General features: G+C 39.0%; 23 protein-coding genes. 21 read left to right on the top strand and 2 right to left on the bottom strand.

Features of this window, described 5'->3' with window-relative positions; genetic code table 11:
- Positions 1-12 precede the first annotated feature (12 nt).
- The 10 genes from ACFPRA_RS02415 (at position 13) to ACFPRA_RS02370 (ending at position 11,140) form a co-directional block, all read left to right on the top strand.
- Complete coding sequence (locus tag ACFPRA_RS02415) at positions 13-399, top strand: MaoC/PaaZ C-terminal domain-containing protein (protein WP_381430201.1); 387 nt, start codon at positions 13-15, stop codon at positions 397-399.
- 33 nt (positions 400-432) lie between these two features.
- The gene (locus ACFPRA_RS02410) at positions 433-1,209 is read left to right on the top strand and encodes an enoyl-CoA hydratase/isomerase family protein (protein ID WP_381430566.1); all 777 of its coding nucleotides are present in this window, start codon (positions 433-435) and stop codon (positions 1,207-1,209) included.
- Between the two features lie 47 nt (positions 1,210-1,256).
- Positions 1,257-1,997 carry a 3-oxoacyl-ACP reductase FabG gene (gene fabG / locus ACFPRA_RS02405; RefSeq protein ID WP_381430198.1) on the top strand — a complete coding sequence of 247 codons (741 nt, stop codon included), beginning with the start codon at positions 1,257-1,259 and terminating at the stop codon, positions 1,995-1,997.
- Positions 1,998-2,188: 191 nt separating this feature from the next.
- Complete coding sequence (locus ACFPRA_RS02400) at positions 2,189-3,346, top strand: TAXI family TRAP transporter solute-binding subunit (RefSeq protein ID WP_381430195.1); 1,158 nt, start codon at positions 2,189-2,191, stop codon at positions 3,344-3,346.
- Positions 3,347-3,542: 196 nt separating this feature from the next.
- Complete coding sequence (locus ACFPRA_RS02395) at positions 3,543-5,447, top strand: TRAP transporter permease (RefSeq protein ID WP_381430193.1); 1,905 nt, start codon at positions 3,543-3,545, stop codon at positions 5,445-5,447.
- A 136-nt stretch (positions 5,448-5,583) separates the two neighbouring features.
- The gene (locus tag ACFPRA_RS02390) at positions 5,584-7,728 is read left to right on the top strand and encodes an acetate--CoA ligase family protein (protein WP_381430190.1); all 2,145 of its coding nucleotides are present in this window, start codon (positions 5,584-5,586) and stop codon (positions 7,726-7,728) included.
- A gap of 15 nt (positions 7,729-7,743) precedes the next feature.
- On the top strand, positions 7,744-8,175 hold the full coding sequence (locus tag ACFPRA_RS02385; protein ID WP_381430187.1) for a PaaI family thioesterase: 432 nt from the start codon (positions 7,744-7,746) through the stop codon (positions 8,173-8,175).
- A gap of 21 nt (positions 8,176-8,196) precedes the next feature.
- Positions 8,197-9,369, top strand: coding sequence for an acyl-CoA dehydrogenase family protein (locus ACFPRA_RS02380; RefSeq protein ID WP_381430184.1), 1,173 nt, complete (start codon positions 8,197-8,199; stop codon positions 9,367-9,369).
- A gap of 34 nt (positions 9,370-9,403) precedes the next feature.
- Positions 9,404-10,192 (top strand): citryl-CoA lyase, encoded by a 789-nt coding sequence (locus ACFPRA_RS02375; RefSeq protein ID WP_381430182.1) that lies wholly within the window; start codon positions 9,404-9,406, stop codon positions 10,190-10,192.
- Positions 10,193-10,351: 159 nt separating this feature from the next.
- On the top strand, positions 10,352-11,140 hold the full coding sequence (locus tag ACFPRA_RS02370; protein WP_381430179.1) for an IclR family transcriptional regulator: 789 nt from the start codon (positions 10,352-10,354) through the stop codon (positions 11,138-11,140).
- A gap of 246 nt (positions 11,141-11,386) precedes the next feature.
- Here the strand turns inward: ACFPRA_RS02370 and ACFPRA_RS02365 are convergent, their stop codons facing one another.
- On the bottom strand, positions 11,387-12,514 hold the full coding sequence (locus tag ACFPRA_RS02365; protein WP_381430176.1) for an NAD(P)-dependent alcohol dehydrogenase: 1,128 nt from the start codon (positions 12,512-12,514) through the stop codon (positions 11,387-11,389).
- Positions 12,515-12,775: 261 nt separating this feature from the next.
- Between ACFPRA_RS02365 and ACFPRA_RS02360 the strand changes: the two genes are divergently transcribed.
- Positions 12,776-13,195, top strand: a complete 420-nt coding sequence (locus tag ACFPRA_RS02360) for a MarR family winged helix-turn-helix transcriptional regulator (protein WP_381430174.1) — start codon at positions 12,776-12,778, stop codon at positions 13,193-13,195.
- A 162-nt stretch (positions 13,196-13,357) separates the two neighbouring features.
- Here ACFPRA_RS02360 and ACFPRA_RS02355 read toward each other — a convergent pair whose 3' ends face one another.
- Positions 13,358-15,262 (bottom strand): helix-turn-helix domain-containing protein, encoded by a 1,905-nt coding sequence (locus tag ACFPRA_RS02355; protein ID WP_381430172.1) that lies wholly within the window; start codon positions 15,260-15,262, stop codon positions 13,358-13,360.
- A 174-nt stretch (positions 15,263-15,436) separates the two neighbouring features.
- Between ACFPRA_RS02355 and ACFPRA_RS02350 the strand changes: the two genes are divergently transcribed.
- The 10 genes from ACFPRA_RS02350 (at position 15,437) to ACFPRA_RS02305 (ending at position 25,543) form a co-directional block, all read left to right on the top strand.
- Positions 15,437-16,525, top strand: coding sequence for a CaiB/BaiF CoA transferase family protein (locus tag ACFPRA_RS02350; protein WP_381430170.1), 1,089 nt, complete (start codon positions 15,437-15,439; stop codon positions 16,523-16,525).
- Between the two features lie 33 nt (positions 16,526-16,558).
- Entirely contained in the window at positions 16,559-17,374 is an 816-nt protein-coding gene (locus ACFPRA_RS02345; RefSeq protein ID WP_381430167.1) for an SDR family NAD(P)-dependent oxidoreductase, read from the top strand.
- A gap of 47 nt (positions 17,375-17,421) precedes the next feature.
- Complete coding sequence (locus ACFPRA_RS02340; RefSeq protein ID WP_381430164.1) at positions 17,422-17,877, top strand: FAS1-like dehydratase domain-containing protein; 456 nt, start codon at positions 17,422-17,424, stop codon at positions 17,875-17,877.
- Positions 17,865-18,251, top strand: coding sequence for a MaoC/PaaZ C-terminal domain-containing protein (locus tag ACFPRA_RS02335; protein WP_381430161.1), 387 nt, complete (start codon positions 17,865-17,867; stop codon positions 18,249-18,251). Before ACFPRA_RS02340 ends, ACFPRA_RS02335 begins: the two co-directional genes overlap by 13 nt.
- Positions 18,252-18,427: 176 nt before the next feature.
- Entirely contained in the window at positions 18,428-19,669 is a 1,242-nt protein-coding gene (locus ACFPRA_RS02330) for an acyl-CoA dehydrogenase family protein (RefSeq protein ID WP_381430158.1), read from the top strand.
- A gap of 85 nt (positions 19,670-19,754) precedes the next feature.
- Positions 19,755-20,864 carry a CaiB/BaiF CoA transferase family protein gene (locus ACFPRA_RS02325; RefSeq protein WP_381430156.1) on the top strand — a complete coding sequence of 370 codons (1,110 nt, stop codon included), beginning with the start codon at positions 19,755-19,757 and terminating at the stop codon, positions 20,862-20,864.
- Positions 20,865-20,958: 94 nt separating this feature from the next.
- Positions 20,959-21,759 (top strand): SDR family NAD(P)-dependent oxidoreductase, encoded by an 801-nt coding sequence (locus ACFPRA_RS02320; protein WP_381430153.1) that lies wholly within the window; start codon positions 20,959-20,961, stop codon positions 21,757-21,759.
- Between the two features lie 24 nt (positions 21,760-21,783).
- Entirely contained in the window at positions 21,784-22,563 is a 780-nt protein-coding gene (locus ACFPRA_RS02315) for a crotonase/enoyl-CoA hydratase family protein (RefSeq protein ID WP_381430150.1), read from the top strand.
- Between the two features lie 63 nt (positions 22,564-22,626).
- Complete coding sequence (locus tag ACFPRA_RS02310; RefSeq protein ID WP_381430148.1) at positions 22,627-23,805, top strand: acyl-CoA dehydrogenase family protein; 1,179 nt, start codon at positions 22,627-22,629, stop codon at positions 23,803-23,805.
- Between the two features lie 139 nt (positions 23,806-23,944).
- Positions 23,945-25,543: a long-chain-fatty-acid--CoA ligase gene (locus ACFPRA_RS02305; protein WP_381430145.1), complete on the top strand. Its 1,599-nt coding sequence runs from the start codon at positions 23,945-23,947 to the stop codon at positions 25,541-25,543.
- Positions 25,544-25,571: the final 28 nt, after the last annotated feature.

Below are 25,571 nucleotides of genomic sequence, written 5' to 3'. Positions count from 1 at the left end.
GGAGATTGACTTATGCATATCGGTTATCAATTTCAAACGTTTGAAAAGGAGGAGGTGACACATTCGCAACTTGTTAAATATGCAGGTGCTTCGGGAGATTTTAATCCAATTCATACCGTCGTCCCTTTTGCGAAACAAGTTGGGCTAGGTGGAGTCATTGCTCACGGGATGCTCATTATGGGCTTTGTTGGTCAGGCGATCGGGACGTGGATTCCCCTTCAGTCATTAGCTAAATTTTCGGTTCGGTTTCAAACGATCACACGACCGGAGGAAAGAATTTCTGTCACGGGCGTTGTCATCGATGAAACTGAGGACCGATGGGTATGTGAGGCGCTTGCACAAAGTGGGGATGAAGTAAAAGCGAAGGCGCAATTTGAAGTGAAAAAAATAGTGGCTTAATGAGTTCAATTAAATGATAAAGAGGTGGAAATTATGAAATCAAGTTTAAAGTTAGAAATAAGCGATCAAGTGGCTGTATTAACACTAAATAATCCTCAGCAATTGAATGCTATTACGCTTGAAATGCGAGAGGAATTATTAAAAGTTCTTTCGGACTGCGAAAAGTCGCCGGAAGTTAGGGTAATTGTATTAAAAGGAGAAGGGGCTAATTTTTGTTCTGGAAGCAGTATTAATGGCATGGGGAATCGGACAGCACTTGAAACTTTCGATCATATGAAAAAAATGATTGAAGTAATCAAAAGAATTCGGAATATGGAAAAGATCGTGATTTCTATGGTTGATGGATATGCTTTCGGTGCGGGATTTAGTTTGGCTATAGCTGCAGATATGGTCTATACTTCACCGGAAGCGAAGTTTGGGCTGGCCTTTAATAAAATCGGTCTCATGCCGGATTGTGGCTTGAGTTATTTTCTACCTAGACTTGTAGGGCCGCATAAAGCGAAAGAGTGGATCTTACACGCATCAATCATTTCAGCTGAAGAAGCGAAAGAATATCGTATTGTAAATGACATCTTCCCGAAAGAAGAACTTTACTCCGTTGTAATGGAAAGGGCAAAAAGTATTGCCGCCGGTCCTTTTTATGCCAACATCATGACAAAATCAATTATTGATAGATCGGATCGAATGAATATGGAAGAAGTACTGGAAGCTGAACGTTATGCACAGACAATACTCCAGCAAACAGAGGATCACCGAGAGGGAATAAATGCTTTTCGGAATAAAGTAACACCTGTTTTTATGGGGAAATAATAGCTTTACAAAAGTATTAAGATAATTTAAAAGGCAGGTTATGCGAAATGGATTTAACAAATAAAATCGCGATTGTAACTGGAAGTGGGCAGGGGATTGGTCGAGAGACCGCTTTAGTCCTGGCAAGGCACGGAGCGGATGTTGTTGTAGCAGATTTAGATATAGAAGCAGCAGAGAATGTAGTGAAAGAAATTGAAAAGCTGGGAAGGAAAGCAATTGCTTGTAAAGTAAACGTTGGAAATAAGAATGATGTAAATAGGATGGTTAATACGGCAATTGAGACGTTTGGGGATTTGGACATCCTAGTAAATAACGCAGGAATTACTAGGGATGCTATGATGCACAAAATGACAGAAGAACAATTCGATCAAGTCATCCAAGTTCATATGAAAGGGACGTTTTTGTGTATGCAAGAGGCAGCTTTGCATATGAGGAAGCAGGGAAAGGGTAAGATTGTGAATATTTCATCTATTTCAGGGAAAGTAGGAAACATGGGTCAAGTGAATTATGCTGGTGCAAAAGCTGGCATTATTGCAATGACAAAAGTTGCTGCGAGAGAGTCGGCTAGATATCAAGTAAATGTGAACGCAATTCAACCAGGTTTTATTGATTCTGATATGACACGTGCAATGCCAGAAGACATTCGACAGGCTAGAATTAAAGATATACCGTTACAAAGACCAGGAAAACCGGAAGACATTGCAAATGCAGTTGTATTTTTGTGCTCGGATTATTCAAATTATATTACTGGAACAACGATTGAGGTAGCAGGAGGGAGATCGATGTAAGCGTTACCAATCGGACGGCGAAGGGTTCGATTTGCCATGTTTCTGCGTTTTCGGCAGAAATTAAGGCACTTTCGAGACGTGGCGACTAAAAATAGACATACTAATTTTAAAAGTTATTTTAAAAGGGTAGGAGAATCATTTTATGATTTGGGGGATATCCCAATATATATTTTGTAAAGGGGGAAAAAATATTGAAGAGGTCTGCACTTCTATTATTGACTACTTTTTTACTAGCATTTTTAGTGGCCTGTGGTGCTGAGGCGGAACAAGCGACTGACAATAATAAATCATCAAATAATTCATCAGGAGCATTGCCAGATCAAATGACTTGGAGTGTGTATGATGTAGGGTCGGGCGGCTATGCAGAAATGTCAGCTATCGCAAATATGCTTACAGGTGTAACCGGCACTAAAGTTAGAATGTTACCTTCTGCAACTGGTGTTGGAAGGATGATTCCTTTGAGGGACGGAACGGCAGCAATTGGGAAGGTTGGGGATGAAGTTCAATTTGCTTTTGAAGCAGTTGAAGAGTTTAGTGACCAAAGTTGGGGACCTCAGAATGTACGGGCAGTTTGGGCACCAACTAGCGCAACCGGATTTGCGGTTCGAAAAGATTCCGGTATTGAAACGATAAGTGATATAAAAGGGAAAAAAGTCCCTTGGATTGTTGGAAACCCCTCGGTAAATATTAAAACTGAAGCCACTTTAGCATTTGCAGGGCTAACATTGGATGACGTTAAGATAATTGAGTTGACTTCCTATGCAGGCCAATCGGATGCATTAGTTCAAGGGAAGATAGATGTGGCCTCCATTAATCCAACTGCTTCCGCTATGTACGAAGCTGATAGTAAAGTCGGTATTGTATGGCTTGAAATGGATAAGAATGATGCGGAAGGATGGGAGCGTGTACAAGAAGTTGCGTCGTGGTTCTTCCCAAGAAGTGTGACTGATGTCCCGGGAGTAGAAGGTGAAATAACCCTACAGGGTCATGGTTACTTAATTGCTAGTTACGAAGATCAAGAACCTGAAGTCATCTATGAATTATTAAAGTCCATGGATGAAAACTTTGATCAATACAAAGATTCTTCAATAAATTTAGTTGAATACAGTCGGGATAAAGTTTTAACTGAACCACGTGGTATCCCATTCCATGAGGGTACAATAAAGTTCCTTGATGAAATTGGTCTTTGGGATGATGAAAAACAGGCCAAGAATGACGTTCTAATAGAAAGACATCAAAAACTGACAGAAGCTTGGGATAAAGTCATAGAGGAAGCTGCTGAGAAAGGAATTAAGAAAACGGATTTTCAGAAATATTGGTTGGAAAGAAAGACAGAATTAGTTCAGTGATCAGCTAAGTATATCAGTACAGAAGTAGTTGAACTGAAGTGTCATGACTTTATGATTTTTACATCTATAAGTTTGATCTACTTGTTTCTGCTTAATAGACGCAATCAATTCAAAATCTCTTATAACGGATACAAATAATCGGATTAACATGTAAACTACATGACAATATTCAGGATTGGAGTGGATGAATTTGGCGATGAGCAGATTAAACAACTTTTGGCGGGTTGTACTTGTAATCTTTACAATAATTGGGATCATACTTTCCATTAATATGTTATTTTATTTGAATATTTTCGGTATTGCTTTAATTGAAAACACTTTTCTTTATTTCTTGTTGGCCTGTTTTATGTCAATTGCCTATTTGATTTTTCCAGCTAAGAAAAAGGATGCAGAAAGACTTCCATGGTATGACATCCTTTTATTTGTAATTACTGCTGGGATTGCCGGTTATTTCGGAATAAATGGAGAGCGGATCGTCTTAGAAGGATGGGATTGGATTGCGCCACTTTTACCTACCGTTTTGAGTATTGTTTTTTGGTTACTTGTTCTCGAAGCGCTACGAAGAACGGGGGGCACAGCAATTGCGCTTGTTTGTTTAGCGTTTTCACTTTACCCTCTTATTGCTTCAGGTGTACCTATTTCAATTTTACAAGGTCAATCTTATGATTTTCTTGAAACAGCAAGAAATCATATTATGAGTGCCAATAGTGTATTAGGAATTGCATTTTCATCAGTAGGGAATTTACTACTTGGGTTTTTAGTTTTTGGAATTGTTATTACTCGTACCGGCGGTGGAGAATTTTTCTTTAACATCGCACAATCATTGTTCGGAAGAACTCGTGGAGGAACTGCCAAAGTTGCGGTTGTGGGTAGTGCATTCTTTGGAATGTTAAGTGGTAGTGCAGTTTCGAATGCGGTAACAATCGGTTCGATGACAATTCCAGCTATGAAAAAGACGGGATACAAGCCACATTATGCAGCTGCTGTCGAAGCGGTTGCATCGACTGGTGGAACCATCACACCACCGATTATGGGATCAGCGGCATTTATAATGGCTTCTTTTTTGGGGATGCCTTATTATCAGATTGCTTTAGCGGCTGTCATGCCCGCAGTTTTATATTATGTAGGGCTCTATATTCAAATCGATGGATATGCAGCAAAAAACAACTTAAAAGGGATGCCGGAGTCAGAAATACCTTCTTTTTGGAAGACAATAAAAAGTGGATGGTATTATCTCTTTGCCCTCGTTCTATTGATTGTATTTTTAGGTGTTCTAAATTCAGAATCTCAAGCACCTTATTATGCTAGTGCTGTTTTGGTTCTAATAGCAATCCTAAAAAAAGAGAATAGATGGGGAAAGAAAGAGATATTTGAAATGTTTGAGTCTATTGGAAAAACATTAGCTGAAATTGTTTGTATTATTGCGGGTGTAGGCTTTATTGTAGGAGCGTTGTCTGCAACTGGAGTTTCATTTTCATTTTCAAGAGAGTTGGTGGCGGCCGCAGGGGACAATATGTTGTTGATCTTAATTGGCGGAGCTCTTACATGCTTTATTCTAGGAATGGGAATGACTGTATCGGCAGTGTATGTGTTTTTAGCGGTTATCATGGCTCCGGCACTTATTGCAGTTGGTGTTGATCCGGTCGCGGCTCATTTATTTGTAGTGTACTGGGCAACCGTTTCTTATATTACACCGCCTGTTGCGTTAGCTGCTTTTGCGACCGCGAGTATTGCTGAAGCCAATCCGATGAGGACAGGCTTTCAAGCTGTCCAACTGGGAATGGTTAAGTTTATAGTTCCCTTTTATATGGTTTATAAACCCGAAATATTACTTGGACGTGGCGAACCGACTGAAACTGTTATTGCTATAATATCGGTGCTAATAGGTGTATTTGTACTTGCTACGGCTCTAGAGGGTTATCTATTAGGAGTGGGAGTATTAAATCCTGTCGCACGAACCATATTGTTTGCTTCGGGAATTTCGATGTTCTTTCCAAGTATATGGATACAATTAGTTGCTGTTTTGTCAGTTGTACTCATTTATGTTTTTATGAAAATTCAATTGCCTAAAGAGGGAGATACGAAGGTGAAGGTTTCTTGATGTAAGAGTATAGTCAAAGGAATTAAAAAATGTAAATAGAAGTTGTATTAAAACGAAAATATTGCAAGTATTAAGAGCGGACTATGAAATCCACTATGGCTAAATGTCCGCCTTAAATCGAAGGAGAAGATTCATTGTGCAAACTAAAGATTTAAAGAAATTTTTTCACCCTAAATCGATTGCGATTATAGGTGCTTCTAAAGATTTCACCTCGATTAGTGGAAAGCCTTTGAAAAACTTAATTCGAACTAATTTTACAGGGGAGATTTATCCTGTGAATCCGAGATACGATGAAATTGAAGGACTAAAATGTTATAGCAGCATACTAGAGATTCAGCAGAAAGTGGATTTAGCATTGATAGCAGTTTCGGCTTCACGATTAACCTCGATATTAAGAGATTGTATCGAAAAAAACGTAAGGCATATAATGCTCTTTAGCTCAGGGTTTGCCGAAATTGGTGAAAGTGGAAAAAAGATTCAAGATGAAGTGGCAAAAATCGCATTAGAAAATAACATTAATATCATTGGACCGAATTGTGTCGGTTGTTTAAATGTGAAAGATAGCATTCCTATGGGCTTTGCAACGTCGTTGGAATCAAAAAATGGCTATAAAAGCGGGAATATTGGATTAGTTTCTCAAAGTGGTGCACTTGGTTTCTCGGTCTTTGGTTTAGCTCAAGAAGAGAATCTAGGCTTCACTTACGTTGTGAATACTGGCAATGAAATGGATGTTACAACGCTAGATACGGTAGAATTCCTGCTTGAAGATGCGGACACAACAGTAATTGCTGCCTATATGGAAGGAATTTCAAATGGTGAACAGCTCATTCAAGTAGCAAAACGAGCTAAAGAATTAAGAAAACCGTTGATTATTTTGAAATCTGGAAAGTCTGCAATTGGGAAGGAAGCCGCATTATCTCATACAGCTTCTCTAGCGGGATCCGAAGAAACATTTCAAGTAATTACTAAACAATATGGCATCACAACAGTAAAAGACATCGATGAAATGATCGATGCGATGAGGATTTTTTCAAGAGGAAAATGGGCAGAAGGTAAAAAAATCGCAACCGTTTCAAACTCGGGGGCGGCAGGGATTGCCATGGCTGATTTCAGTGAAGAATTTGGGTTGGTTCTCGAACCGCTACAAGGGGAAACAAAAGCAAAAATTGAAGCTATTATACCATCCTATGGTTCTTCTTTAAATCCGATTGATATTACAGCGCAAGCATTGAAAGAGCAACATATTTTAACCGATACAGTCGAAGCGTTAGTTAAAGACGATAATACGAATGTAATTGTAATCCAAACAACATTTGGTGGTGAATTAGGAGAAGAGATTTGTAGGAAGATTGTTGAAATAGATCAAAGAGTGGAAAAGCCGATTATTGTAACAGTAACGGGTACCGAAGAACTGACAGGTGAAAATAGAGAAATTCTACGCCGAAATGGAGTACCGGTTTATAAAACGACGCATGACACAATGTTAGCGGTCAAACACTTAGTTGATTTATCCATGTATCATCACGATGGATCCAATGTAAGAAATCATCCAATCCTTGCTGGGCCATTAGTGGGAGAGGAAGAAAAGAATCGGATTTGGACAGAAGAAAAAGTGAAAAGTGTCCTTGAACAATTAAATTTACGTGTTCCTAAGAATGTAATCCTTCAATCAGAAAAAGATGTTGATCAGTGTATAGGAAAACTTAAATTCCCACTCGTAGCTAAAATCATTTCTGACGATATTCTTCATAAGACAGAAGCTGGTGGAGTTAAATTGGGAATTCAGACTATTGATGAGGCTAAAAAAGCATATCAAGAAATCGCCCAATCCACGAGAAAATATAATCCGAGTGCAAACATACGAGGTGTTTTACTAGAAGAAATGTTAGATAAAAAAGGTGTTGAAATGTTTATTGGAATAAAGAACGATCCCGCATTTGGAAGTTTTATTGTTTGCGGATTAGGGGGCGTCTTTATCGAAGTGTTAAAAGATATTTCAATCCGTCATGTTCCGATTGACAGAACAGAAGCTTTGTCAATGGTTGAAGAACTGAAAGGGTTTCCTATTCTTTTAGGAACACGTGGCGAGCAAAGATCCGATATTGAAGCGTTTGTAGAAGCGCTAGTTAAGGTTTCTGATTTTGTATACGATCAAAATCAAACATTGGAAGAAATGGATATTAATCCGGTAGTAGTATTGAATGAGGGCGAAGGACTTGTGGCGCTGGATGGACTAATTATTTGGGAGAAAGTAGAGACGGAAATTCTAGTATCAAGTTGATAGGAGTGAGGTAATTTGGTAACAACTGAAACAAATTATCTAGAATGGTTAAAAAAACATTTCGAGGAATCAAACTATTGGGTGAATATGGGGATAACTTTCGATTATCTAGAAAAAGGGGATGTCCGCGTCAAGTTGGTTGTCGCTGATAGAGTGCTAAATATTAATAATACACTACATGGTGGTGCTATAGCTTCACTAATGGACGTATCCATCTCGACAACATTGCGGTCGATTAGGTCGGATCCTGTCACTACTGTTTCACTTACAACTAATTTTATCAATCCGGCAAAACAAGGTAAAACAGTTTACGCAACAGCTTCGATTACTAGCTCGAAGAATAGAATCCAGTACGTGGAATCGACGGTTGTAGATGAAGATGGTGTCATTATTGCAAATGGTGTTGGCGTGTTTTCTTTTTTGAAAAGTGAAAAGCAAAATCAATAATAGAATTAGGGGGAGAAGAACATGAACTTTGAACTATCGGATGATATTAAACTATTAAAAAGTACTGTAAGTGACTTTGTCTATAATGAAGTGGATCCATATGCAAATCAAATTGAAGAAAATGATGAAATCCCCAAAAAGATTATGGAAATGAGTAAGGAAATGGGTCTTTTCGGATTAAGTATCCCTGAGGAGTATGGCGGACTTGGAATTGGTATGGTAGGAAAATGTGCAGTTTACGAAGAAGTCGGTAAGACGATCAATGGCTATACAACTGTTATTGGTGGTCATAATGCAATCGGAACAGTCGGCATTGTCGAGATGGGGACTGAGGAGCAAAAAAAGAAATATTTACCTAAACTAGCCTCAGGAGAATATATTGGTGCATTTGCATTAACGGAGCCTGATGCTGGTTCAGACGCCTCGAATCTTAAAACGACTGCAGTCCGTAAGGGCGATAAATATATATTGAATGGGTCGAAGCATTATATAACAAATGCATCCATTGCTTGCGTGTTTACAGTAATGGCTGTAACGGATCCTAGTAAAGGGCCTAAGGGCATTACATCATTCATAGTCGAGAAGGACTTTCCAGGACTTAAAATAGGGAAAAAGGAAAAGAAAATGGGCTTGCATGGAGCTCAATCATTTGAGTTGTTTTTTGAAGATTGTGAAGTTCCGGTTAGCAATGTCTTAGGGGAAGAAGGACAGGGATACGTAAATGCATTAAAGATTCTTGCCAATGGGAGAGCCGGACTTGCAGCGCGAAATCTTGGTTCCTGTATAAAACTGTTGGAACTCACTTTGGATTTTGCAATGGAAAGGAAGCAGTTCGGTAAACCTATTTTTGAACAGCAAGTGATTCAACACTATTTAGCAGAGATGGATCTGGATATTGAAACATTACGAAGCATGACTTATCGGGTCGCTTGGATGGTCGATCAAGGGATGAACGTCATTAAAGAAGCTGCGATGGTAAAATTGCTCGGCTCGGAGGTCTATTGCCGAATTGCGGACAAGGCAGTTCAAATACATGGAGGGCTTGGTTACATGCAAGACTATCCGATTGAACGCTACTACCGAGATGCAAGAATTACTAGAATCTATGAAGGGACTTCTGAGATTCAAAAAAATATCATTGCAGCTCAATTACGAAAAGTAATATCTTCCAAAAAAGAAACAGTAACTGTTTAACATAATAAATCTAAAGTGGAGAGGGGAAAGAAAGATGAATTTTGAAACAAAAGTAGGTTTTTCACAAACTGATAAAATATTTGTTCATGGTTATGACCTTGTAGAAGATTTAATCGGTACGATTACACTGGCCGACATGGCATTTTTAGGTGCGAAACATAGAAAACCGACTGAAAGTGAATCTAAAATGCTAAATGCCATTATGGTATCGATTTGTGAACATGGATTTACACCGAGTTCCGTTTCTACTCGTTTGACCTATCTAGGTGCACCGGAAGCAGCACAAGCTGCCGTTGCAGCCGGATTATTAGGTGCCGGAACAGTCTATCTTGGAGCGATGGAACAAGTGGCGGAAATGTTAGAAAATGGAATTCGACAACATGGAGCAGATAAAAATGCTACTGAGCTTGCACGTTTAATTCTGGATGATCGGACGGAGAAAGGAATGCAACTTCCTGGTTTTGGACATCCGATTCACAGGCCGGTCGATCCAAGAACAGGGAAGTTGTTTGAAATTGCCAAAGAACTAGGTTTCTATAAGAAGAATTCGGAAACATTGGAGGAAATTAGCCGCCAGTTTAATGAAAGAAAAGGGAAACCGATCACGTTAAATGCGGTTGGTGCGATTGGTGCTATTTTAGCAGATATGGAGTTTGACCATCGGGTTATGCGATCATTTGCAGTTGCCGCAAGAGCGGTCGGTCTTGTGGCACATATTGTTGAGGAAATTGAATCGGGTCGAAAAGATAGCGTGGGACAACAATTATTTGATTTTATTGAAGATAATACGAAATATACAGCGGAACCAATCGGGAATCGGTAAGGGAAACGTGTCTTTGTCCACGAATTCTGAAGTTGTCTCAACGAAAATCAAAACAGGTTGTCCTATACAAAACAACAATTATACTTATATAGACAGTCTCCAACAGGCGGGTTTGGAAGATTGGATCGAGTATGAATGAACAGGCAGAGGTGAAGAAACGTGAAGGACACAGAGAAAAGAAAATACTCAGTTCCTGCTGTTGAAACAGCTTTTAGAATCATTACTTTGTTAAGTCGAAAAAAATATAATAAAAGTACATTGACGGAAATTGCAAATGCATTGGATTTAAACCCGACGACCTGCTTTCGGGTGCTCCATGAATTACACCAATTATCGATTGTGAAATACGATGCAACCGTCAAGCGTTATACACTAGGACCTTATCTTGTTGTGCTAGGTGAACGAGCAAAAGAGTATTTACATGATATTACTATTATTAATGAGTATCTTGAAAAAATGACAGCGGCGACCGGATTGACTACATTTCTTGTGTCAAGGGTCGGACGAAATCGTTCCACGATTGTTTCAAAAGTGGAAGGTGAAAACTTTGGTGTAAATGTTTCGGTTGGTCGTCATTTTGAGCTCTTGGACGGTGCATACGGAAAATGTATTATCGCGTATGCAAGTGAAGAAGATTTAGCATATTGCTTACCGCTTTCAAAACGTTTTACAGATGCGGATGTGACTGAAATTGATAGATTTAAAAAAGAACTTCTGGATGTAAAGAAAAATGGCTATGCCATATCTTATAACGAGACGATCAAAGGAATTTTCGGGGTCGCTGCACCTATCATGAATTTCAATGATCAAGTTGAAATGGCTATCGCATTTGTAGGAATGTGTGCTCAATATCAAGAAGATGAGCTTCAACCGTTAATCGATCAAATTAAGGAATCGGCACAAGCAATAAATAGGAAACTGAATGCTGAATTCGTAGCGGTAAGATAGAGTGTGTAAGAATAGATTAAAGAATAAAGGTCGCCTTTTAAGTCATTGAATCTGACTAAACAGGCGGCTTTTTTGATTGTTTATCCTATAATGGCCGTCTATGCATAAGTGCAATGGAATGTATACTATGTTTATACAAAAGTGTGTAGATTTTTTTAAAATGGAAGAATTTTTCGGAGGCTAAACAAAAAGATATAAAACAGGTGGAGAAAAAGCTTTCTTCACCTGTTTTATTGATGTAAGGGCTTACTTTGAGGATGGAGCTGTATACGATTCATCGATAACAAGGACTGGTTTAATGACAGAGCCACTTATTGAATCTTGAGCTGCTTGGTTGATGTCATCGAATTTATAAAATTTGACGAGCTGATCGAATGGGAAGCGATCTTCTTTATAGAACTTTATTAATTGTGGTATAGATAGTTGTGGAACATTATTGCCCATGACTACGCCAATCATGCTTTTGCTACCGAGCATGAGTTCGGACGTGATATTGAGTTCGATGCTATTTGTAGATACTGCTATTGGCGCAATAACGCCACCTCTTGCTAAAACTGCTAAAGCGGTTTTAATGACAGGCGCTATACCTGTTGTGTCAATTGCATAAGCGACCCCTTCGCCATCTGTAATTTCAGCTATTTTTTTAATAGGATCTTCTAATTTACTGTTGATTGTATGCGTTGCACCGAGTTTTTTAGAAATTTCTAATCGGTTGTCATGAATATCGACAGCGATGATTTTTGAACAGCCTTCAAGCTTAGCGGCCATCATCGCGGCTAAACCTACGGCACCTGTACCGAAAATGACAATTGAAGAGCCAACTACTGGCTTTAGTCCGTTAATAACGGTGCCACTACCTGTTAAGAACCCACAGCCTAATGGACCGATTAGGCGTAAGTCTACATCTGAATCGACCCTTGTCAAGTTGCTTTCATGTACTAATGTGTGTGTAGCAAAAGAAGAATGTCCGTAAAAGTTTTTTACAGGTGAACCATCTTCTGTATAAAATGTATGGCTTCCGTCATCGCGTACACCGAGGAAATTTAGTTTCATCCAATCGTTACAAATAGATGGATGGCCTGCTTGACAGCTTGGGCAATTCTCACAATACGCATAGGACATCACAACTTGATCTCCTACTTTGAATTTTTTTACTGCATCTCCTACTTTTTCAATAATACCAGTACCTTCATGGCCAAGTACTACTGGGAAAGCAACGCTTGTCTTGCCATTTCTAATTGTCTCATCAGACATACACATACCCGATGCGACGATTTTTACGATCACCTCATCTGGTTGCATCTCTGCTAATTTTAAATCACTTAGTTGGTAATCAGTTCCCCCGGCATGAACAACAGCTGCTTTTACAATCATCAAATCTCCTCCTTGAACGTAATCATAATGTAAGTTTGAAAGAATACTACTGAAAATGATGGAAATTCGGTTTTATACCATTCTCTTTTTCACTAGGGAAAATAATGGTTTGTGCATCAATAGTTCGTGTGACAACTATTGATGCATAAGAGACACTTTGTTATCCATCTGTTCAATAAGTATGAGATAATTGTATTCTAAGCACTTCTAATTGTCTAGCGGAAAAGAAAGATAATTCAAAAAAATATTGCAGGTGATCATTTGAAAACAATTGAACAATATATTAGCTACCTTATCAATCGTTCAAGTACAATTCTCCAGAGTGCTGCCAAAAAAAAATTTGCACCTTATAATTTGGCACCTGAACAAAGCTTGATTCTCTCTATTTTAAGACGGGAGAATGGCCTTACCCAACATGAAATAGGAGAAAAATTAAAGAAGGATAAGGCCAATATAGCAAGAATGGCCGACAATCTGGAGAAGAAGGGTTTTATCAAGCGTGTTCGTGATCCGAATAATCGCCGAGCTTTAAAGTTGTATATGACAGTTGAGGGTGAGAAAATATACGACGAAGTGTTGACGGTGTACAAGAAGTTTGATGATGAAATTAGTAGTAGAGTAACAGCGGAGGAGCTACGTGAGTTTAAGCGTATTCTTTACAAACTAACGAGTGAAAAATAAATAATTTTTCTAATAAGACCTTTTATCAACAACGTACGTTGATAAAAGGTCTTATTATGTGTATCAATGGTATGTTGCGAAATCAAAATAAGCAGTTATGCACGGAACGAAGAGTTTTTTTAGTTATGAGTAAAAAATTCGAATATCAACAAGCAGCACTTTTTAGGCCTTCACTAGTTGAGCGATAATCAATGCAATTTGGATATTTAAGCGATTATGAGGATTAGCCAAATCGACACCTAAAATTTCCTCTATGCGGTTTATGCGATATCTGAGTGTGTTGTAGTGTACGTGTAATAGCTCAGCAGAGACCTGTATGACAGATTCATTGTCTAAATAGGTTTGTAGTGTTCGTATTAAATCTGAATTGTTTTTTTGATCATATTTAATGATTGGCTGGAGGTGTTTTTTCATGAAATCTTCCATGTTTTCAGTATTTTCGGTGTTGAATAAAACGCCAATGATGCCTAAATCATCATAGTGAACGATGGAGGAATCATTTTGGAAAGCGCTTGCAAATTCGGCGGCTTTTTTAGCCTCTTCAAAGCCTTTTATATAATCCTTTGGCACTTTTACAGTATTACTAATACCTATTGTAGCTTTAGTGAAAGAAGAGTTCTCTTGTATGTATTTCAAAACATAGTTGGAGGTACTTTTCACTTTATCTTCAGGAACGATTAAAATTAACTTTTCACCGTGGACCATACTCAATGGCAAAATAGAGATACCAATAATATACCTAAATTTTTCAAGCGCTTGTAGTAGTTGATTGCCAATGATTTGGTCGTTCGTTTGTGGATGACTGTTGGGGGAAAGGACAATAACTTTATGTTTTTTTTCGAAAGAGATATTTAAATACCTCGCTCTGCGAACTAAGTTTTTTTCAGATTCCAGCCCAAAAATCAAGTCATATAAGTAATCTTGCCGTAAACGATTTTCGACTTCGATGCTTGTTCGTTCTTGATTGATTTGCAAGGCTAAGACGTTTTTTGTCTGTTCAATAGCGACGATACTTAAATGATCATAGCGCTGCAACTGGCTAGGAAGAACTAAGTAAGCGACTGTTCGATTGTGGAATGTAATCATGAAGACTGAATAATAAGTCTCGTCGACTGAAATTTCAAATGAATAGGGCCGCTCTTTTTGGGTAGATATTTCTTTGAATATGATGGAATGATTAAAGCGGAATTCAGGATTATCACAATTGATTGAATGGACTTGGTGAATTAAGTTGCCGAACTCATCCAGTAATAAGATAGGTTCATCAATAAAATTAGCTAGTTTTTGGATAACACCTTCATTACCCCCTTTGTTTAGTGCTTCTTCAAAAAGCTCGGTATGCAGTTTACTAATTCTAATTTCATTAGAATACAGCTTGTTGTTATAAATCGCGATGGCGGTCTGGTAACAGTAATTTTTTAACATTTGAAATAAGATGTCTTTAGAGGTATTAACGGTATTTCGTGCTAAAAAAACGATGCCTAATAATTCTTGGTGCGCAATAAGTGGAGAAGCTGCTAAGTTAACAATATTTTCAGTTTCAATTAATAATTTAACAAGTGGATCTTCCGCAAACTCAGTTTTGTTTATTTTTGGAATCGTAAAAGGCTCGTTGCTACTAGTAGCAAGCTTTGCAATTCCTTCATCAATAGACTGTTCAAAATGCAATAGTTTTTCTTCATTTGACCCCGAAACCGCATCTATTCTCAGAACATTCTTTTCTTTATCTAACATGGCTATTAAAATAACATTGACTTTTGAAATGCTTCTTAGCCGATTGGCACTAAGTTTGAGAATTTCGGTAAGAGGAGCCAAAGATGCAACTTCCAAATTAATTTGATGAAGAATTTCTAATGTTTTTGTAGAAAATCTAAAAAGATCCTCATTTTGTTTGAGTAATTGAATCGTATTAATGTGGTTTTTCATTAATTTATAAGAATTGTTGTTACGCAGAATCTCCTTTGCATTTTCCCATTTACTCTCATCATATCGTTTCTCATCTAAAAGCCTAGCAATTTTATGCATTACTTCATTGAATTCGTAACTCTCCAATGGATAGGTAGTCATTTTCCTCATCTCTTTTCTGAATATTTATTTTCTTTTGTAAATAGTATACAACAAAATTGGGGATTATTGTATAGGGTTGATATAGTAGATTTTTATGTTTCACGATAATATAAGTGGAATAGTTAAAATATTTTAACATCCGCCACCTTACGAGTGTGGAAAGGAGGAGGGAGATTGTTTCCGTTAGAGGGTATTCGAATTATCGATTTAACGACTTTACTGCCTGGTCCATTTGCTACGAGGATCTTCGCGGAGTTAGGAGCCGAGGTGATTAAAATTGAGAAACCTATTGAGGGAGATCCTGCTAGACACATGATTCCAGGATTGTTTGAAGCAGTGGGGCATGGAAAGCAAAGTGTGGAGTTAGATTTGGAAGATGTAGCAGATAAAGAGATTCTCCGTGATTTAATAAAAGTCAGTGATGTGTTAATTGAAGGTTTTAGGCCGGGGGTTATGAAAAAGCTTGGGTTTGGTAAAAAAGATGTCCAGCTGTTGAATTCTTCTATGATTTATTGCTCCATATCTGGATACGGTCAAGACGGTCCTTATAGTTTATTACCCGGTCATGATGTGAATTATTTAGCGGTATCGGGTGTACTGAGTATTAGTGGTGATCCCAAAGGAGGTCCTGAGGCAGCTGGAGGTATCCAAATAGCTGATTTAGCTTCATCGCTTTATGCAACTGTTTCGATATTAGCTGCTTTATTACAGAGAGTGAAAAACAAAGATAGTGTCTATATTGATGTATCCATGACTGAAAGCGCTTTGGCACTTATGATTCCAAGAATAGCCGAGTATTACAGTAGGGATGGACCGAGTAAAGATGAATTTATGGGGCGCGGTGCATATGGAGTGTTTAAAACGAAGGACAATGAATCTATCGCAGTTGCTTGTGTAGAGGAGAAGTTTTGGGAGAAATTTTGTGAAACGATTGGCATGAAAGAGTTTTTAATGGATGGAATGTTTAGTAGTTGGATTAAAAGAATAGAAAATGCAGAAATTATTAATGATCGTATTGCGAGTCTACTTGCAAAGAAGACATTAGCAGAATGGAAGACCTTATTTGCTAATGAGGACTTACCGATTAGTCCTGTTAATACAATCAATGAGTTGCTGAATGATCCGCATTTGAAATATAGAAAGTCGATTATGAAAAAGGGTGAGAAAGTGATGATAGCTTACCCAGCGAAATTTGAGAATATAGCTATGAAAATAGTTGATTCTGCACCACAACTAGGTGAGCATAATCACTTGTTTAAATGAACACGAACTTAATTGAAAAAGGAGATAATTAAAATGATGAGATTATTAGAAGATAAAGTCGCAATCGTGACAGGTTCAGGAAGAGGAGTAGGGAGAGAGACAGCACTATTATTTGCTGAGAACGGAGCAAAAGTAGTGATTACAGACATTGATGAAGGACCAGCGAAGGAAGTTCAAGAAGAAATAATGAAAAGCGGGGGAGACGCGATTATTGTTTGTGGTGATATCATGTTGGAGGAATTTCCAAAGAGAGTCATTGCAGAAACAATTTCTCAATATGGGAAACTAGATATTTTAGTGAATAATGCAGGTTTTACAATCGATGCTCTCATTCATAAAATGACGGATGACCAATTCCAGAAGGTCATGAATATTCATTTATTAACACCTTTTCGCTTGATTCGAGAAGCAGCTCCGTATATGCGGGAATGTGCAAAAGAAGAAATAGAACAAGGTGTAGTGAACCATCGTAAAATTATTAATGTTTCCTCAGTTGCTGGTCTAAAAGGAAATGTTGGTCAGGCGAATTATGCCTCAGCAAAAGCTGGTGTTGTCGGACTCACAAAGGTAGTTGCACTCGAATGGGGCAGATTTAATATCAATACGAATGCGGTAGCATTTGGGTTGATTGACACAAGATTAACGCAAGCAAAGGAAACGGGTGAAGAACTTAATGGTGAAAGAATGGGGATTCCGGAAAAAGTACGTCAATCCTTTATAAGTAAAATTCCACAGCAACGTTCAGGACAGGCGCGTGAAGCGGCGGAAGGAATTTTGTATCTAGCATCGCCGATGTCTAATTATGTGAATGGTCAGGTGCTACAAATTAATGGTGGTTCATATACGTAAGCGTCGTTTAAGTGATAGTTGTGAAGAATAAGTAGTACAACGAATGAATGATGAGAGGTGTGGCGATTTTGCAAAGGGACTTGAAAAAATTTATTGGGCATGAGTTGGATACCTATGATTATACGATTGAACAATCAAAAGTTAATGAGTTGGTAGCTGTCTTAAATCCAAATTTGAATTCTGCTATTGGTAGTGATCATATTCCAGCAACGTTTCCAACAGTTATCGAATTTTGGGGATCTACATCATCGATTGCTAAAGAGCTCCAGTTGAACTTAGCAAAAGTGCTACATGGTGAACAAGAATATGAATATCTTCAGGGATTTGTCGTAGGAGACAAGATTACTGTAACGTCAGTGGTTGAGAATATTTATGAAAAAGCTTCTATGAATTTCATCGTTATCAATAAAAAATTTACCAATCAACAAGATGAATTAATAGCGATTGGAAAAACAACGATTATTGAGAGGTTTAAAAAGGAGGGAAGAAAATGGCGAGTCTAAAAGAATTAGAATCAGTTCAGTTTCCAGAAATCACGCACACACAGCTAGTAAAGTATGCGGGTGCTTCTGGTGATTTTAATCCGATTCATACAGTTGAACCTTTTGCTGTTCAAGCGGGTTTAGGTAGTGTAATTGCACATGGGATGCTAGTGATGGGGTTTATAGGAGAAACAATCCCGAGATGGTTTGAGAATCATGCGATTAAAAAGTTTTCAGGAAGATTTAAAGGGATGACGAAACCAGGAGAAAAAATTGTCATTTCAGGTCATGTTGTAGAAGAAAAAGAAGGTAGGCTATTCTGTACCGCACAAGCTGCTAATGCAGATGGCGATGTGAAAATAATTGCGAAATTTGAAGTGGTAAAGAAATTGTAGGAAGTGGCGGAACCGCAGTATAGATGGGTTTAGCAAATGAGGTTATATGTTATCTACAAACGAACTGAAATCATTTGTTGGAAGTTGCTATAGCATCATCCATGATTTCATAATAGCATTAAACTTAACATTCCGTATGATTTGAATATTCTTTATCGTTATCAGGAGGGAATTAAGTGATAGATTTTAGTATTTCTGACGAGGTCAAAGAAGTGATCTCTGCACTTTATAAGTTTATTGATATTGAAGTAGAGCCTTTGAGGAAAAAATTTCAAAAAGAGTTAGAAAACGAAAGATACCTTTACGATGAAAATGGTGTCTATGTTCAAGAGGTTCAAAAGGCTTTGAAGCAAATTAGAGAAAAGTCTGCTCAAGCAGGGTTTTATAATATGTTTGGAGATCCACGTTTGGGAGGAAATGGAGACGAGTATGGTCCCATTGCAGTAGCGTCTATTTTTGAACGAATTGCTAAGAAATATGGCGTAGATTTATTTACGATGGAAATCTTTCCAAAGGGATTGTTTTCAGGTGGACTCACACCAGTTCTTTTAGGAATGAACAAAGAAGTGATGGAGGAAGTTCTCCCAGAAATATCAAGTGGAGAAACTGTACTATGCTTCGGATTAAGTGAACCAGATGCCGGATCGGACGTATGGAATATCCGAACAAAAGCCGAGAAAGATGGAGAGCACTGGGTGATTAATGGGACGAAGCAATGGATTACAAATGCGCATTATGCAAAATATATGATGACATTTGCCATTACAGATCAGGCGTTGGTCGATAAGCGTCAAGGAGGAATTAGTTGCTTTTTAGTTCCATTTGATGGAGAAACCTGTACAGCGACTTCGACGATTCCGGCACTTGGTCATTTAGGATCTGCTACGGCGATTGTTTCTCTTGATAATGCAAGAGTACATGAACGATATTTAATCGGAGATTTGCACCAAGGGTTTGGCAAAGCTTTGCATGGTGTAGATATTGGGCGAGTTGTGTTAGCTGCACAATGCGTTGGAGTAGCGGAGTGGGCATTGGAAATTGCGGTTAATTATGCAAATGAACGAAAAACATTTGGGACGACAATCGGGAATCATCAAGCCATTCAAATGATGTTGGCAGACTGTGCTTTAGATATTTATGCAGGGAAGAACATGTTATTAAATTGTGCGTGGAAGTTGGAACATCAATCTGAATTCCCTATAAAAGAAATCTCACTTACAAAAGCTTTTTGTACAGAAATGGTACAACGCGTTGTAGATAGATGTATGCAAATACATGGTGGAATGGGACTTACCAATGAGTTGAAGCTAGAGAAAGCTTGGCGATGGGCTAGGATGACAAGGGTACCTGACGGAACGACGGAGATTCAGAAACGGACAATTGCTAGAAGATTACTACAAGGGGATATGGATTTTTGAGATCGCCATTGGAAGCGTTCGCAAAAATGTCTATGCTAGCTAAAAAGTAAGCTTCTTTATGTACACAGTAAAGGATGGATGAGAAATGTTGAAAGGCATACGGATTATTGATTTTTCGCAGTACTTACCAGGGCCCTATACGACGTTGCGTTTGGCAGACTTAGGTGCTGAAATCATTAAGGTAGAGTCGCCAATCGGAGATCCAGCGCGCTTTCCACCAGAAAAAGACGGAGGAGATAAGTATGTTTTTCGCGCGCAAAATAGAGATAAAAAAAGTATTATCTTAAATTTGAAAGAACGTAGCGATCAACAAATTGCATTGGACTTAATCAAACAAGCGGACGTCGTCATTGAAAGCTTTCGACCAGGAGTTACAAAGCGTTTAGGAATTAGCTATGAGCAAGTACTAAAAGAAAATTCAGATATTGTGTATTGTTCACTTTCCGGTTATGGCCAAGAAGGTGAGATGAGTCATTTAGGTAGTCATGATCTAAACTACATGGCGTTAAGTGGCGTGTTGTCCCAGTTGAAGGATGACGATGATAGACCTGTACATCCAAGCACAACAATTGCTGATTTAGTCGGAGGAATCACAGCGAGTGAAACGATTTTAGCAGCACTTTTACAGAAAGAGAGGACGGGCGAAGGAGCATATCTCGATATCGCACTTGCAGATACCGTACTTTCACTTATGACAAATCATGTCTTAATTGAATCGGCTACTGGCGGACAAAAAGGAGTTGAACGGTTACATAAGCAAGTTATTTGCTATGGCCTTTATGAAACAAAGGACGGACGATTTGTCAGTCTTGGCGCACTTGAACAGAAATTTTGGCAGAATTTCTGTCTAGCTGTAAATAAAGAGGAATGGTTGCCGGAGCATTTTTCGATGCCAGTGGATACAAATCCAATTTACGTTGAAATAAAAAAGTTGTTTAAAAATCGAACATTAGAAGAATGGACTACTTTTTCATTAGAAGTAGATTGTTGTATGGCTCCTGTTTTGGAGGCTGGAGAACTTGCTAACCATCCCTATTACAAAGCTAGAAATATGATTCACAAAAAGTGGGGGAATAATTATGTCGCAACACGTTTCACGAATGGGCAGTCATTGTTGGAAAATTCGACATACCCTCCAGCACATGGCGAACATACAACAAAGGTGCTAGGGGAGCTAGTGCAGGCTTCAAAATAAGAAGTGGTAGTCATGAGGATAGATAGAATAAGTTTTCGCTCAGTGTAGTGAAGTAGAGGAATCTTTTACTGTAGATTTGTGGAGAAAGGGGATTATGGAGAATATGCAAAATATTTTAGATTTAAATGGTAAGGTCGGCCTTGTTACGGGAGCTGGGCAAGGTGTCGGACGTCAAATTGCTCTTCATTTGGGAGCGCATAATGCAGGAGGAGTTATTGTTAACGATTTCCACCTAGAGCGTGCAGAAGCAGTTGCTGCTGAAATTGAAAAAGCAGGGGGGAAAGCGATTCCCTTACAGGGAGATGTTTCGGATTTTGAAAGTGTGGCACAAATGGTCAATGTAGGGAATCAGCATTTCGGAAAAATCGATATTATTGTGAACAATGCGGGGAATTCAGGTGCCAACCCTGAGTTAGTGGAGCGTGGAGTACCATTTTGGGAGTCGAATCCAGAATCATGGGATCCATGGTTGGATGTAAACCTACGTGGCGTGCTCAATTGTTGCAGGGCGACCATTCCGGGAATGGTCGAACGGAAGGAAGGTCGAATCATTACCATTATGTCAGATGCTGGTCGAGTAGGTGAGCAAGGGCTTGAAGTGTATTCGGCAGCTAAAGCGGGTGCTGCAGGTCTTATGCGATCAATAGCACGTTCACTGGGTAGATATATGATTACTGCTAACACAGTTGCAATTGCAGCAACGAATACACCAGCAATTACCGCTAGATTAGAAGATGAAGAGGTACTGCGTAAAATGTTAAGTCACTATGTGATTCGTCGAGTCGGTGAGCCAAGTGATGTGGCGAATATGGCTTTGTTTTTGGCATCGGATGCTTCAAGTTGGATTACTGGTCAGACATATCCGGTTAATGGAGGCTATTCTTTTAATCTATAGCAGATAAATTAGGAGGCGTTGTTATTGAGTGTACGTGATAATTTGATTTTAACTGAGAAAAGGGGTCGACTTTTCATCGTTACCATTAATCGACCTGAGGCTAAAAATGCTTTTGACTTTGCAACGGCAAATCAAATGAATGTAGCGATGGACATATTCGAAAATGACCCAGAAATATCAGTCGCAATTATTACTGGAACAGGAGGCGTTTTTTCGGCGGGTGCTGATTTGAAGGCGTTAGGTCGTGGAGAAAAGTTAAGTGGTCCATTGTTAAGCCGCGGTGGGTTTGGGATTATGCGTAAGCCGCCCAATAAGCCGATCATTGCTGCAATCGAAGGGCATGCAGTTGCAGGTGGAATGGAATTGGCTTTATCTTGCGATCTGATTGTAGCTGCAAAAAATTCAAAAATGGGGCTGCCAGAAGTGAAGCATAACTTAGTAGCTGTAGGTGGTGGATTGCTACGTTTACCGAAACGAATGCCTTACCACTTAGTGATGGAACTTGCACTTACTGCAGACATGTGGCCAGCCGAAAAACTACATCGCTATGGAGTCGTTAATCGCATAGCCGAGCCGGGAGAGTCGTTACAAACAGCGATTGAACTTGCTGAACGTCTACTTGAAAATGGGCCAACTGCGCTGATTGCTAGTAAAGAAATTATTCGTAAATCCTATGAATGGACTGAGGAAGAAGCTTGGGAAAAGCAAATGCCTATTGCTAAGCAGGCAATGGAGTCGGAAGATCGCGATGAAGGATTACGTGCATTTGCCGAAAAGCGAAAACCTGTCTGGGTAGGGCGCTAATAGATTACTTATAGCTAACGTAGAAGATTAGGAAACTAGAAAAAATTGATGGGGGTGCCAATTATGGCAAATACTAGTACTTTAGAAGTGAAAAATAAAAAACGTTCTGGTTTTACAGAGCAACATATGATGTTTAGGGACTCGCTACGCGGGTTCTTAGATAAGGAAGCAAAGCCTTACTTCGATCAATGGGAAAAAGATCGTCTTGTACCACGAAGTTTTTGGAAAAAGATGGGGGACCAAGGGTTTCTTTGCCCGTGGGTAAATGAAAAATATGGCGGCATGGGTGCTGATTTTATTTTCACAGTTATTTTAAGTGAGGAGATAAGACGTATTGGTGCAGGGATGGGGGGATTAGGCGTTCACAGTAGTATCGTGGCTCCTTATATTAGTAACTTTGGAACCGAAGAACAAAAGAAAAAGTATTTACCTGGTCTCATGAGTGGAGATACGATAATTGCTGTAGCGATGACTGAACCGGGTGCGGGATCTGACTTGGCCGCAATTAGTACGACAGCTATCAAAGATGGCGATAGCTATATTATTAATGGTCAAAAAACATTCATATCAAATGGTATTCTAGCTGATTTGATTGTTGTTGTTTGTAAAACAGATCCAAAGGCAGACCCTGCCCATAAAGGGATTAGTTTATTGCTCGTTGAAAGTGACACGCCAGGATTTTCGCGTGGAAGGCAACTTGATAAAGTAGGGATGCACAGTCAGGATACGTCAGAATTAGTTTTTGAAGATGTAAGGGTACCAGCTACTAATCTACTTGGTGAGGAAGGAAAAGGCTTCTATCATTTAATGAAAGAGCTACAACAGGAAAGGTTAGTGTCCGCCATTGGCACTCAAGTTGCAGCGGAAGAAATGCTGAATATTACGCTTGAATATGTAAAAGAGCGGAAGGCATTTGGGCAATCAATCGGCAGTTTTCAGAATACACAATTTAAATTGGCGGAAATGGCAACACAAGTCCAACTTGGTCGGGCATTTCTAGATGATCTTATTGTGAAACATATGGAAGGTCAAGATATCTATTCTGAAGTATCGATGGCGAAATGGTGGATTTCGGATAATGCACGAAAAATGGCCCCTGAATGCATGCAGCTTCATGGAGGATACGGCTATATGGAAGAGTATAAAATTGCCCGTCATTATCGTGATATCGCAGTAGCACCGATTTATGCAGGTTCCAATGAAATTATGAAAGTTATTATTGCGAAAGGGCTTGGTCTGTAGGACTCTACCTGATATGTAGATGAGACGATAATCAGTACTTTATCTGCATTTATCTCACCGCTATAGTTGGTGGGATGAAAGCGGTTATAGCTTTCAGAATAAATTACTTGAAAATGAAGTGAATAAAGGAGGGGAAATGATGAGTAAGCCTTGGTATCCTTTTTATCCAACGAATGTGCCTTATGAAATCGAATTATCCGAGTTGTCTATCTATGATCTTTTTGAACGTACTGCTGAAGAACGTCCTACTAATAAGGCGATTATTAGTGGAGAAGAGGTGCTTACATATGCTCAGTTAAAGCATCAATCTGACTGTTTAGCAGCTGCACTTTATCACCGAGGATTTCGAAAAGGCGATAGGATCGGAGTCATGCTACCAAATTGTAAGGAGTATGCCATTGTTACATACGCAATCCATCGATTAGGCGGCGTGTTAGTTCAGATGAATCCAATGTATCAACCCAATGAGTTAGCTCATATTTTTGACGATTCAGAGGCGAGTTGGCTAATTAGTCACCAAGAACAACAACAGAAAATACAGGCTATTGGTATTGCTGATCGAATAACGATGATTGCGACAGATCGTGGGGATGGGCAGACAGCCAATCTCTATCAATGGATAGCGGAAGAACGAAAGCAATTACCACCATTAGATATACAGCTTAAAGAGGATATAGCCGTTCTTCAATATACAGGAGGGACGACAGGACGGCCTAAAGGCGCGATGCTTACTCATTTTAATATAGTGAGCAATTTCTTTCAAAACTTCATTTCTTATGCAGGTGTTTATGAGCGATTTAGTGAGTCTGTATTGGGAATTTCTCCTCTATTTCATGGAATGGGCATGATGAATCTGAACACAGCGATATTTACAGGTTCTACTTATATTGTGATGGATCGATTTGAAACTACTAAAGTGCTCGAGTTGATGCGAAAGCATCGACCGACTGTGATTGCCGGTTCACCAACGATGTATATTGCTTTGTTACGTCATCCTGATTTACAACCCACTGATTTACGCTCGCTTAAAATCTGTGGTTGTGGTTCAGCACCGATGCCAGTAGAAGTCATTACTGAAATCGAAAGAAAATCGGGTGCGGTCATTATAGAAGGGTACGGGTTGACCGAAGCAACGTCTGCAGTGAGTCGAAACCCAATGACGGGTATGAGGAAGATTGGCAGTATTGGAGTACCTATTTCAAGTACCGATATAAAAATCGTTGATCTTGTGAGTGGAACGACAGAAATGGCAGTGGGGGAACCTGGTGAATTGCTTGTAAAAGGACCACAAGTGATGAAGGGCTACTGGAAAAATCCAGAGGCAACACAACAGATACTTCAAAATGGTTGGCTCTATACAGGAGATATTGCCAAAATGGATGAAGATGGTTTTTTATATATTGTGGGTAGAAAAAAAGAGATGATTATTGCCGGTGGATACAATATTTATCCAGCAGAGATTGAAGAAGTACTTTATGAGCATCCAGCTGTATCGGAAGCGATTGTCTATGGAATTCCAGATGCTTATCGTGGAGAAACTGTCAAAGCTTCGATTGTGTTGAAGCCTGAAATGCATGCTACAGAAGCGGAAATTATTGAATGGTGTCGCGAACGACTTGCCGCATACAAATCTCCTCGCTTCATTGATATTCGGACAGAACTCCCTAAAACAGCTGTGGGAAAACTACTTCGACGGGCCCTCGTCGAAGAGGAAAAACGAAAATTATCCCATAGTTAGAGAGTAATCTTAGAAATATATTGTAGTG

The organism is Sporosarcina soli, from assembly GCF_042655805.1.
GTDB classification, from domain to species: domain Bacteria; phylum Bacillota; class Bacilli; order Bacillales_A; family Planococcaceae; genus Sporosarcina; species Sporosarcina soli.
Note: the sequence above shows the minus strand (reverse complement) of the source record. Positions and strands in the feature narration are given on the sequence as shown.